Annotated in this window: 9 protein-coding genes; 4 read left to right on the top strand and 5 right to left on the bottom strand. The window is 71.6% G+C overall.

Going from position 1 to position 11,858, the window contains the following annotated elements; genetic code table 11:
- Positions 1–187: 187 nt before the first annotated feature.
- The 5 genes from ACFYR3_RS36095 to ACFYR3_RS36075 are packed head-to-tail and all read right to left on the bottom strand — an operon-like array spanning position 188 to position 5,774.
- Positions 188–1,498, bottom strand: coding sequence for a DUF58 domain-containing protein (locus ACFYR3_RS36095; RefSeq protein WP_355854829.1), 1,311 nt, complete (start codon positions 1,496–1,498; stop codon positions 188–190).
- Positions 1,498–2,496, bottom strand: a complete 999-nt coding sequence (locus ACFYR3_RS36090) for a MoxR family ATPase (RefSeq protein WP_355854937.1) — start codon at positions 2,494–2,496, stop codon at positions 1,498–1,500. Before ACFYR3_RS36090 ends, ACFYR3_RS36095 begins: the two co-directional genes overlap by 1 nt.
- A complete protein-coding gene (locus ACFYR3_RS36085; RefSeq protein ID WP_355854832.1) occupies positions 2,496–3,686 on the bottom strand; it encodes a DUF4350 domain-containing protein in 1,191 nt (396 codons plus the stop codon). The genes ACFYR3_RS36090 and ACFYR3_RS36085 overlap by 1 nt, the downstream gene beginning before the upstream one ends.
- Positions 3,683–4,441 carry a DUF4129 domain-containing protein gene (locus tag ACFYR3_RS36080; protein WP_355854835.1) on the bottom strand — a complete coding sequence of 253 codons (759 nt, stop codon included), beginning with the start codon at positions 4,439–4,441 and terminating at the stop codon, positions 3,683–3,685. The genes ACFYR3_RS36085 and ACFYR3_RS36080 overlap by 4 nt, the downstream gene beginning before the upstream one ends.
- Positions 4,442–4,445: 4 nt before the next feature.
- Entirely contained in the window at positions 4,446–5,774 is a 1,329-nt protein-coding gene (locus tag ACFYR3_RS36075) for a hypothetical protein (RefSeq protein ID WP_355854838.1), read from the bottom strand.
- A gap of 141 nt (positions 5,775–5,915) precedes the next feature.
- Between ACFYR3_RS36075 and mtnA the strand changes: the two genes are divergently transcribed.
- The 4 genes from mtnA to ACFYR3_RS36055 are packed head-to-tail and all read left to right on the top strand — an operon-like array spanning position 5,916 to position 11,679.
- On the top strand, positions 5,916–7,061 hold the full coding sequence (gene mtnA / locus ACFYR3_RS36070; RefSeq protein ID WP_355854841.1) for an S-methyl-5-thioribose-1-phosphate isomerase: 1,146 nt from the start codon (positions 5,916–5,918) through the stop codon (positions 7,059–7,061).
- A gap of 8 nt (positions 7,062–7,069) precedes the next feature.
- Positions 7,070–7,759: a two-component system response regulator MtrA gene (gene mtrA, locus ACFYR3_RS36065; RefSeq protein ID WP_192582811.1), complete on the top strand. Its 690-nt coding sequence runs from the start codon at positions 7,070–7,072 to the stop codon at positions 7,757–7,759.
- 1 nt (position 7,760) lies between these two features.
- Entirely contained in the window at positions 7,761–9,845 is a 2,085-nt protein-coding gene (mtrB, locus tag ACFYR3_RS36060) for an MtrAB system histidine kinase MtrB (protein WP_356786535.1), read from the top strand.
- Positions 9,835–11,679 carry an LpqB family beta-propeller domain-containing protein gene (locus tag ACFYR3_RS36055; RefSeq protein WP_389286183.1) on the top strand — a complete coding sequence of 615 codons (1,845 nt, stop codon included), beginning with the start codon at positions 9,835–9,837 and terminating at the stop codon, positions 11,677–11,679. The genes mtrB and ACFYR3_RS36055 overlap by 11 nt, the downstream gene beginning before the upstream one ends.
- The last annotated feature ends 179 nt before the right edge of the window (positions 11,680–11,858 follow it).

Below are 11,858 nucleotides of genomic sequence, written 5' to 3'. Positions count from 1 at the left end.
TGCAGGGGGGACCCTGTGGGAGAGTAGGACGCCGCCGAACAAATTTTGAAGAAAACCCCCGTACCGGGAAACCGGTAACGGGGGTTTTCTGCGTTCAGGACTATTTCCCCGCAGCCATGACCGTGAATACCCCACACCCCGTACCCCTACCCCGTATTTGTAGGGCCGGGGCTCTTTCGCTGTTCGTCTACAGGCGGCCGGCGGACTTCAGGGCCAGATAGGCGTCCGCGAGGGCCGGCGCCAGATCGTCCGGAGTCGCGTCGACAACGGTGACTCCGCGGCGCCGCAACTGCTCGGCGGTGCGTTGACGGCCGGCTTCGGCCTGGGCCGCCGCAGCTGCCTCGTACACCGCGTCGATGGTTCCCCGAGCCTTCGCCATCTGCGCGATGTGCGGGTCCGCGACCGAGGCCAGCAGAACCGTATGGCGCTGGGTGAGGCCGGACAGCACGGGGAGGAGGCCCTCCTCGACGGGGGCCGCTTCGAGGCTCGTCAGGAGCACGATCAAGGAACGGCGTGGGGCCGTACGCAGGGCTGTGGCGGCGAGGCCGCGGGCGTCCGTCTCGACGAGCTCCGGTTCCAGGCCGGCCATCGCGTTGACCAGGGACGGAAGGACGTCGCCTGCCGCGCGGCCCTGTACGAGGGCGCGTACCCGGCGGTCGTAGGCGAGGAGGTCCACGCGGTCGCCGGCGCGGGAGGCCAGAGCGGCGAGGAGCAACGCCGCGTCCATCGAGGCGTCGAGGCGCGGGGCGTCCCCGACGCGGCCCGCGGAGGTGCGGCCGGTGTCGAGGACCAGAAGGATGTGGCGGTCGCGTTCGGGACGCCAGGTGCGTACGGCGACCGTCGTCCGGCGGGCTGTGGCGCGCCAGTCGATGGAACGGGTGTCGTCGCCGGGAACGTACTCGCGCAGGCTGTCGAATTCCGTGCCCTCACCCCGTGTCAGCACGCTGGTGCGGCCGTCGAGTTCGCGGAGCCTGGCCAGCTTGGAAGGCAGGTGCTTGCGGCTGGTGAACGGGGGCAGGACGCGTACGGCCCAGGGGACTTCGTGACTGCCCTGACGGGAGAACAGACCGAGGGGGCCGAACGAGCGGATCGTGACGCGGTCGGCCTGGCGGTCGCCGCGGCGCGTGGGGCGCAGACGGGTCGTCAGGCGGCGGCGCTCGCCGGCGGGGACCGTCAGGTGGTGACGGGAGGCCTCGACCTCGGTGCCGGGTTCCCAACTGCTCGGCGGCCAGGCGTCGCGGAGGTTCGCGCGCAGAGGGCGGCCGGAGGGATTGGTGACGGTGAGGGTGACGTCCGCGGACTCGCCGAGGCGCACCGAGGTGTCGCCGGAGCGGGTCAGGCCGAGGCGTCGTACGGGAGCCGCGAGGGCGGCATCGCAGGCGCAGGCCAGGGCCAGGGGGGCGTTCACGGCGAGGATGCCAGCCCAGCTGGGCCCCCAGATGCCGACGGGGAGTGCGCCCAGAGCTGCCAGGAGAGCGGCGCGTCCGGTGAGTGCCATCAGCGTGGGACGGGGACGTGGGCGAGGATCGCGTTGATGACGGAGTCGGCCGTCACGCCCTCCATCTCGGCCTCCGGGCGGAGTTGGACGCGGTGGCGGAGGGTGGGCAGGGCCAGGGCTTTGACGTCGTCGGGGATGACGTAGTCGCGGCCGGTCAGCCAGGCCCAGGCGCGGGCCGTGGCGAGGAGGGCCGTCGCGCCGCGCGGGGACACGCCGAGGGTGAGCGACGGCGATTCGCGGGTGGCACGGCAGAGGTCGACGACGTAGCCGGTGATCTCGGGGGAGACCGCTGTTTTGGCGACCGCTGTGCGGGCGGCTTCGAGGTCGGCGGGACCGGCCACGGGGCGCAGGCCCGCGGCGCGCAGGTCGCGCGGGTTGAAGCCCTCGGCGTGGCGGGTGAGGACGTCGATCTCGTCCTGGCGGGAGGGCAGCGGGATCGTCAGTTTGAGGAGGAAGCGGTCCAGTTGGGCCTCGGGGAGCGGATACGTGCCCTCGTACTCGACCGGGTTCTGGGTCGCGGCGACCAGGAAGGGCTCGGGGAGCGGCCTGGGTGTGCCGTCGACCGTGACCTGGCGTTCCTCCATCGCCTCCAGCAGCGACGCCTGGGTCTTGGGAGGCGTGCGGTTGATCTCGTCGGCGAGCAGGAGGTTGGTGAAGACCGGGCCGGGCTGGAAGGAGAACTCGGCGGTGCGGGCGTCGTAGACGAGAGAGCCGGTGACGTCGCTCGGCATGAGGTCGGGCGTGAACTGGACGCGCTTGGTGTCGAGTTCCAGCGCGGACGCGAGCGCGCGGACGAGCAACGTTTTGGCCACTCCGGGGACTCCTTCGAGGAGAACGTGTCCGCGGCAGAGGAGAGCGACGACGAGGCCGGTCACAGCGGGGTCCTGGCCGACCACGGCTTTGGCGATCTCGGTGCGCAGGGCTTCCAGGGAGGAGCGGGCGGTGTCCGCACCTCCGGAATACCCGGCGTACCCGGCGTTGTCAGTGGTCGGGTCCATCATGAAATGCGTACCTCTCTTTCGAGGGCGTCGAGTTGGTCGGCGAGGGAGACGAGGGCCGCGTCGTCGCGGGGCGGTGGTCCGAAGAGGAGCGGGAGCAGGGCCTGTCCGTCGCCGTCGAGACGGGCGGACAGGGCGGGGATCAGGGCTTCGGGCGCATGCGCCTGAGCCGGGGACACGCCGATGAGGGGGGCGAGGCGGGTGCGGGTGGTGGAGCGCAGAGCGGCGGCCGCGCGGTCGCGGGCGTCGGCCTTGCGATAGAGACGGGCGCGGCCTTCGGTGGTTTCGGACGCGCGGATCGCGACGGGAAGCCGCTCGGGTACGAGGGGGCCCATTCGGCGTCCCCGCCACAGCGCGGCCAGGACCACCGCGATGAAGAGCTGCAGCGTGCCCCAGAGCCAGCCCGACGGGAGCAGGTCCAGGAAGCTCTGGCCGCCCGCGTCGGTGGCCGAGTCGTCGGCGAGCGAGGGGAGGTACCAGACCAGATGGGCGCGGGAACCGAGGAGTTGGAGAGCGAGCGAGGCGTTGCCCTGCTCGTCGAGGCGGTCGTTGTAGAGGATGTCGGGGGCGCCGAGCACGACGGTGTCGCCGCTTCCGGAAGCCGCCGGTACACGCAGGAGCGTGGGCAGGCCGTCGCTGGGGTAGCAGGCGTCGACGCCCGGGTCGGTGGCGGTGTAGCGGATGCCGCCCGTGTCGGCGCTGCCCGCTCGCCGGGCGGCGGGCAGGTCGCAGTCGGGGGAGAGAGCCGAGTCGAAGCTGACCGCGGGATCGGCGGTGACTCCTGGGGCGAGGGTGCCGATGGAGGGCGATCCGGGGGAGATCAGGACCGTACTGCCGTCGGAGCGTTCCGTCGTCGTGTGCAGGAGGGTCTGCTGACGCCTGGTCAGCAGATCGGGGGCCGCGATCAGCAGAGTCGTGTCGGGGCCGGCCGCGGCGCGGGCCTCGTCGAGGGTGGTGACCACGCGCGTGGAGACCCCCTGGTCGGCGAGGAGTTGGGCTGTGGCTCGGCTGCCGGAGGGGTCGGCGGAGCGGGGATCGAGGCGGCCGTGCCGGGCGTCCGAGCGGACCGCGGCTATCACGATGGCGGCCACCAGCAGGAGGACGAGCGCGAGGACGACTCCGCGCGCACGTCTCCACAACTGGCGGGCGGTGGGCGAGGCCGAGGTGGAGGTGAGGGTGGCCTCGGTCATGAGGCGGCCCCCTGGCGGCTGTTGCGGGTCGTGTTCCGGTCCGTGCTGTGGGCGCTGTCCATGAGTACGGGTTTGGTGCGCTCCAGGTCGCGGTCGAGCTCGGTGAGGCGCTGGTACGCGCGCGGGTCGCCGGACCGGCCACCGTACGTGATGTCGTCGAAGTCCCGTGCCGCGGCGCGCAGTCGGTCCGTGTGGGAGGGCAGGGTTCGGCTCGCCTCCGCGGCTGCCTCGTCGGCCGTGCGGCCGGGGCGCGGATCGAGCAGCGCGCGTTCCTCCAGGGAGCGGACGATGGCGCGCATCCGCTCCTGGACGGCCTGGTTCCAATGGCCCTGGGCGGCGTGGGCCTCGGCGGCGGCGCGGTGTTCGGCGGCGCTCCTCGGGCGGTCGTCGAAGAGAGTGGCGGACGAGGCGGGGGTGCGGTGCGGAGTGCCCAGGCGCCACCACAGGGCGGCCACGACTGCCACGACCGCGAGGACGATGACGACGAGTCCGAGCATTCCGCCCGGTGTCGCGGCGGAGGCGGCGCCGAACAGTTTGTCGACCCAGTCCCAGAAAGCGTTCAGGGCGCGCTGGACGAGGCCGGGGTCGTTCTCGTGGTACATCCGTTTGGACAGCTCGCGTCGGGCCGCCTCCCGCGCGGGGTCGCGCGGCGTCGTCACCGGCGGTGCGTCGCCACGCGACAGCGCGAGGACGACTGTCGCACCGGTGTGCGGCCCTGCGAGTACCGCTGTGAGAACTCCCCCCGCCCCGTTCACCGCATCAACTCCCTGGTGTGGTGCCGGAGACCCCGGTGCCGTAGCCCTGGACGCCGGCGGCCCGGGCCAGATCGAGGTCGAGGGCCTCGCGGCGGATGCGCTGGTCGATGTACAGGAGCACGGTGACGCCCGCGGTGATCGGGAAGGTGATCATGGATCCGATGACCGAACCGATACCGCTGACGATGAGGAAGGTCCAGCCGAGGTCGCCGCCGGAGCTGTCGAGGAAGCCGGTGAAGCCGTCGCCGCTCAGTGCGGCGGCGATGACGGCGAAGGGGATCACGATGATCGAAGCCAGGATGTTGGCGATGATCGTGGCGAGCAGCTGGATGCCGAACACCCGCCACCAGGAGCCGCGTACGAGTTTCGCGGAGCGGCTCATCGACTTCAGGATGCCCTGCTTCTCCAGCATCAGGGCGGGAGAGGCGAGCGAGAAGCGGATCATCAGCCAGAGGGCGACGACGCCCGCGGCCAAGGCGCCGAGGACGGCGAGCGCGGCACCGGAGTCGTGCGAGCCGGCCGCCACCACGAGCAGACCGGGCAGCGCGCCGAAGCCAAGGATCACGATGGCGATGAGCGGCAGCAGCAAGGTCAGGCCGAACAGCTTGGGCAGCTGCGGACGGGCGTCCCGCCAGGCCTCGTTCGTGGTCACCGGCTTGCCGAGGACGGCACGGCTGGTCACCGAGGTGAGCAGGGCCGTCGCGACGATGGTGCCGAGCAGCGTGATGAGCAGGACGAGACCGGAGCTCAGCATGGTGTCGCCCAGAGCCCGGCTCAGCTCGCCGACGGTGGCGCTCGGGTCGTTCAGGGCGGCCGTGTCGGTGCTGTTGTCCAGGACGAAGCCCTGGAGCAGGATGACGGCGATCTGCGTGATGACGGCGACGGTCAGCGAGATGCCGAGGACCGTGCGCCAGTAGGTGCGCATGGTCGAGACGGCGCCGTCGAGGATCTCGCCGACGCCGAGTGGGCGCAGCGGGATCACGCCGGGCTTGGCGGCGGACGGCTGTCCGCCCCAGTTGCCGCCCCAGCCGACGGGTCCACCGGGGCCGCCGTATCCGGGGCCTCCCCAGCCGACGGGTCCACCGCCCTGGCCGCCTGGGTGCTGACCGCCCCAGCCCGGACGGGGCGGAGCGGGCGGCGGGGTCTGGCCGGGACCTTGTGCGCCGGGAGCGGACCACTGGCCGGGCGGGGGCTGTTCCTTGGACCACTTCGAGGGCTGCTCGGGCTGGTTCGCTCCGCCCTGGTCCGAGGGCTGCGGGGTGCCGGACGGGTCCGGCTCCTCTCCGCCGGAGGGTGCAGATCCGGGCGACGCCCAGCCCGGAGTGTCGTTCATCGTCGCTCCTTCACGGTGCCCGTTCCGCGGTCGCGGCGGCAGGTTGGCAGCCATCGTGTCACGGCGTGCCCGGCAGGGGACCGGCCCCCGTATGGGCTGCACACCTTCAATTGTCCGCCGGGTACGGGGCAGACTGGGCGGATGGCCGATCAGTACGCGCAATCCCGCGAGGACAGCGGGCCGACGGAGATACCTGCGATCCGCTGGCACGAGCCGCCCGAAGGCCCTGTGGTGGTCCTTCTCGACCAGACGCGGCTTCCTGCCGAGGAGGTCGAGCTGGTGTGCACGGACGCGCCCGCGCTGGTGGAGGCGATCGGTGCGCTCGCTGTGCGGGGGGCGCCGCTGCTAGGGATCGCCGGGGCGTACGGCGTCGCGCTCGCCGCCGTACGTGGCTTCGACGTGGACGAGGCCGCCCGTTCGCTGGCCGGTGCCCGGCCGACCGCCGTGAACCTCGGGGCCGGTGTGCGCAGGGCGCAGGCGGCTCACCGGGCGGTGCTCTCCGGGGGCGGCGACGAGGAGGCGGCGGCCGCGGCGGCGCTCGCCGCGGCGCGGGCGCTGCACCGGGAGGACGCCGAGGCCAGCTCACGCATGGCCGAGCACGGGCTGGCGCTGCTCGACGAGCTGCTGCCGGGCGGCGGACACCGGGTGCTCACGCACTGCAACACCGGGGCGCTGGTGTCCGGCGGGGAGGGCACGGCGTTCGCCGTGGCGCTCGCGGCGCACCGGGCGGGGCAGCTGCGGCGGCTCTGGGTGGACGAGACACGGCCGTTGCTGCAGGGGGCTCGCCTGACGGCCTACGAGGCCGCTCGCAGCGGAATGGCGTACACCTTGCTCACGGACAACGCGGCGGGGTCGCTGTTCGCGGCCGGGGAGGTGGACGCGGTGCTGATCGGGGCCGACCGCATCGCGGCCGACGGTTCGGTGGCGAACAAGGTGGGGAGTTATCCGCTCGCGGTGCTGGCCAGGTACCACCATGTGCCGTTCATCGTGGTGGCGCCGGTGACGACTTTCGACCCGGACACGCCCGACGGGGCATCCATCGAGGTCGAGCAGCGCCCCGGCCATGAAGTGACGGAGATCACAGCTCCGCAGGTCCCGGTGGCGGGGGTGGAGCCGGGAGGAGGTATACCTGTGGCACCCCTGGGGACCCAGGCGTACAACCCGGCGTTCGACGTGACGCCGCCGGAGTTGATCACGGCGATCGTCACCGAAGAGGGCGTTGTTTCGCCCGTGACGGCTGAGGCTCTCGCCGAGCTGTGTGACTTGTCACGCCAGGTAACGATTTAGTTAATGGGATGATGTCGTTTATGAAGGGACGAGTCCTTGTCGTCGATGACGACACCGCACTGGCCGAGATGCTCGGCATTGTGTTGCGTGGTGAAGGTTTTGAGCCGTCTTTCGTAGCCGACGGCGACAAGGCGCTGGCCGCTTTCCGCGACGCCAAGCCCGACCTGGTGCTCCTGGACCTGATGCTGCCCGGACGGGACGGCATCGAGGTGTGCCGCCTGATCAGGGCGGAGTCCGGGGTGCCGATCGTGATGCTCACGGCGAAGAGCGACACCGTCGATGTCGTGGTCGGCCTCGAATCGGGCGCCGACGACTACATCGTGAAGCCGTTCAAGCCAAAAGAGCTGGTGGCGCGGATCAGGGCGCGGCTGCGCCGTTCGGAGGAACCGGCACCCGAACAGCTGTCGATCGGCGATCTCGTCATCGACGTCGCCGGTCACTCTGTGAAGCGGGAAGGCATGTCGATCGCGCTGACGCCGCTGGAGTTCGACCTGCTGGTCGCTCTGGCGCGCAAGCCGTGGCAGGTGTTCACGCGTGAGGTACTCCTGGAGCAGGTGTGGGGCTACCGGCACGCGGCGGACACCCGTCTGGTCAACGTGCACGTCCAGCGGCTGCGCTCCAAGGTCGAGAAGGACCCGGAGCGTCCGGAGATCGTGGTGACCGTTCGAGGCGTCGGATACAAGGCAGGACCTAGCTGACATGTCATGGGACAGTGCCGCTTCGGCGTCCGCTGAGCAGGGGGATCGTTCGGGGCGGCCTGTCGGCCGGAAAATGAAGGGCTCCCGCTGGGAGCGGTTCTTCGAAGGAGGACTGCTCCAGGGCGGGGTCCAGGGCAGCCCGGTTCTCCGGCTGCTCATACGCTGGGTGCGTCGTCCGCTGCTGCCCGTGATGCGGCTGTGGCGGCGCAACATCCAGCTCAAGATCGTCGCGACGACGCTGATGATGTCGATGGGCGTCGTCCTGCTTCTCGGCTTCGTAGTGATCGGGCAGGTGCGCAACGGCCTGCTCGACGCCAAGGTGAGGGCCTCGCAGAGCCAGGCCACCGGCGGTTTCGGCGTGGCCAAGCAGCAGGCGGACGCGGCGGCGACGGCGAACGGCGACGACGGCACGGACGCGGACGGTCGCCCGTCCAAGAACGTCAGCCAGTGGATGACCGACCTCGTCGTGTCCCTGTCCAGTGGCGGGCAGGGCGCGTTCGACGTGGTGACGCTCAACTCCACCGCCTCGGGCGACGGCAGCGGCGGCCTCGCACCGCGATCGTCGGGCCAGGTCGACTCGACGGTGAGCATCCCCGAGAACCTGCGCGAACGGCTCGACGAGAGCACCACGGCGGCGCAGAGCTACACCCGAGTCGTCTACAAGGACGGCAAGGAGTCCCAGCCGGCGCTGGTCATCGGCAAGCAGGTCAACGACCCCAACCGGGACGCGTACCAGCTCTACTACCTCTTCCCGCTCACGCAGGAGGAGAAGTCGCTGAGCCTGGTCAAGGGCACCCTCGCGACGGCCGGACTGTTCGTCGTGGTGCTCCTCGGGGCCATCGCCTGGCTCGTGGTGCGCCAGGTCGTCACACCGGTGCGGATGGCGGCCGGGATCGCCGAGCGGCTCTCCGCCGGACGCCTCCAGGAACGTATGAAGGTCACCGGCGAGGACGACATCGCGCGCCTCGGCGAAGCCTTCAACAAGATGGCGCAGAACCTCCAGCTCAAGATCCAGCAGCTGGAGGACCTCTCGCGGATGCAGCGGCGGTTCGTGTCCGACGTGTCGCACGAGCTGCGCACACCGCTGACCACCGTGCGGATGGCCGCCGACGTCATCCACGACGCGCGCGTGGACTTCGACCCGGTCACCGCGCGGTCGGCCGAGCTCCTCGCCGACCAGCTGGACCGCTTCGAGACGCTCCTCGCCGACCTGCTGGAGATCAGCCGGTTCGACGCGGGCGCGGCGGCGCTGGAGGCCGACGCGATCGACCTGAGGGAAGTCGTACGACGGGTGGTCGGCGGAGCCGAGCCGCTCGCCGAGCGCAAGGGCACGCGCATACGCATCAAGGGTGACCAGCAGCCGCTGATCGCCGAGGCGGACGCCCGGCGGGTCGAGCGGGTGCTGCGCAACCTCGTCGTCAACGCCGTGGAGCACGGTGAGGGCAAGGACGTCGTCGTCAAGCTCGCCGCGGCGGGCGGAGCGGTCGCGATCGCGGTCCGCGACTACGGCGTCGGCCTCAAGCCCGGCGAGGCGACCCGGGTGTTCAGCCGTTTCTGGCGGGCCGACCCGGCACGCGCGCGCACCACCGGCGGCACCGGTCTCGGGCTGTCCATCGCCCTGGAGGACGCACGGCTGCACGGCGGCTGGCTGCAGGCCTGGGGCGAGCCGGGCGGCGGTTCGCAGTTCCGGCTGACCCTGCCGCGGACGGCCGACGAGCCGCTCAGGGGATCGCCGATACCGCTGGAGCCCAAGGATTCCCGGCGCAACCGCGGACTCGACGACGCCGGCCTGCCGCACGGCGGCGGTGCCAAGCTGGCCACGGTTCCGGTGCAGCAGCCCGGGGCCGCGACGGCTCCGATACCGCCGCGCGGGGCCATGGCCCCGCGACTGGGCGGGGTCTCGCCCACGGCCGATCCGACAGCGCTGCCGGGCAACGGCGCCCGCGTGGTGCCCCGGCCGGCCGGGGCGCTGCGCCGCCAGGAGGAGACGTCCGGCACCGGCCGGGAACGGACCGCGCAAGAGCGGGGGCGGGACGGCGAGACGCCGGAGGAGCTCGGACATGGGGAGGCATTTCGTGGGCGCTGACCGCAGGGGGAGCGGCGTCCGCGGACGCCGTCCGGTGCGCGTCGTGGTGATCGTTGGCTGTGGAGCCCTGCTGATGGCAGGGTGCGCCTCGATGCCGGACAGCGGGGGTCTGAGCGGGGTGGAGTCCACGCCGCGTCAGGACTCGCAGGTCCGCGTCTACGCCATGCCGCCGCATCCCGGCGCCTCGGCGGCGGAGATCGTGCAGGGCTTCCTGGAGGCGCTGACCAGCGACGACGCCAAGTACGAGACGGCCGGCAAGTACCTCACCGACAGCGCGCGCAAGACGTGGGATCCCTACCGTTCGACGACGGTCCTCGCGGACGCGCCGGAGCCCGTGGCAGCGCCCTCGGGAACCAAGGACGGCAGTCGTGACGTCCTGTTCCGGCTGAGCGGCAGCAAGGTCGCCACGGTGGACGACCGGCACGCGTACGGGCCGGACTCCGGCGGGTACAGCGGTTCGGTGCATCTGACCAGGCTGAAGAGCAACAAGCAGTGGCGCATCGACGGACTGCCGCAGGGTGTCGTGATGGGCACGTCCGACTTCCAGCGCAACTACGTGTCCGTGAACAAGTACTTCTACGCGTCGAACGGCACCTCCGGATCCGGCCGTCCCCTGGGGACCGTCGCCGACCCGGTCTACGTGCGCGCGCAGGTGGACCCGATGACGCAGATCGTGCGCGCGCTCCTGAAGGGGCCCACGAGCTGGCTGGACCCGGTGGTCAGGTCGAGCTTCCCCTCGGGCACGGAACTGAAGAACCGGGATGTGTCGCTGTCTCCCGACGACCGCAACAGCGTCACGGTGCCGCTGAACGCGAAGGCCGACCGGGTCGGAAGCGCCCGGTGCAGGCAGATGGCGGCCCAGCTCCTTCTCACCTTGCGGGATCTGACCCCCACCGGCGTCGACGAGGTGGAGCTCCAGAGGTCGGACGGCTCGCAGCTGTGCGTGCTGAACAAGGCCGGGGCCGAGAGCGTCACTTCGCACGGTACGGGCGAGCACCCGGAGTACCAGTACTTCATCGACCACGACCAGCGGCTCGTACGGATGCCGGGCGGCAACCGTGACAAGAAGCCCGAGCCGGTGCCCGGTGCGCTGGGCGAGGGCGGCAAGAAGCTGCGGGCGGCCGCGGTGTCGCGGGACGAGGGCATCGCTGCCGGAGTGTCGGCCGACGGCCGGAACCTGTACGTCGGGTCGCTGGTGTCGGGCGGTTCGCTCGGCGAGCCGGTGCTGCGGAGCCAGGGCCGGACGGCGGACGACCGCCTGACGACGCCCAGCTGGGACGCGCGGGGAGACCTGTGGGTGGCCGACCGCGACCCGAAGAACCCCCGGCTGCTCCTGCTGCAGAAGGGCGCGGGCGAGCCCATCGTCGTTCAGGCGCCGGAGCTCGACGGGCGCGTCGAGGCGGTGCGGGTGGCCGCCGACGGCGTGCGCATCGCCCTGATCGTCGAGAAGGACGGCAAGAGCTCGCTGCAGATCGGACGCGTCGAGCGGTCCAAGTCCGGGGAGCCCGTCGGCGCGTACATCTCCGAACCGCGCTCTGTCGCACCCCAGCTGGAGGAGGTCACGGCCATGTCCTGGGCCGGGGACAGCCGCCTCGTGGTGGTCGGCAGCCAGAAGGGCGGCGTGCAGCAGATGCAGTACGTCCAGGTCGACGGCTCCACCCCGCTGGGCACCTCGCCCTCCGCGCTCGCCAACGTGAAGGAGATCGCCGCGTCCGAGGACGAGCAGCTGCCGCTGGTGGCGCACTCGGAGACGGACGGGATCGTGCGGCTGTCGGCGGGGGAGCAGTGGCAGAAACTGGTTCAGGACGGGACGGCGCCGGTCTACCCCGGGTAGCGCCGTGTGTTTCTCGGCGGTGGGCCCGTCCGGTTTCCGGGCGGGCCCACCGCCGTTTCGCGGCGGTCGGTACCCGTCCGCTGTCCCTGTGCCCGGCTTGTCGTCCTCAGGCCCCTGTGGCCCTCCGCCCTGCCGTCCGTCCTCCGCCCTGTCGTCCCTCCCTTCCGCGCCCTGTCGTA

Source organism: Streptomyces sp. NPDC005784 (genome assembly GCF_042871525.1).
Lineage (GTDB): Bacteria > Actinomycetota > Actinomycetes > Streptomycetales > Streptomycetaceae > Streptomyces.
The sequence above is the reverse complement of the archived record's forward strand: the minus strand, read 5'-3'. Positions and strand labels throughout refer to the sequence as shown.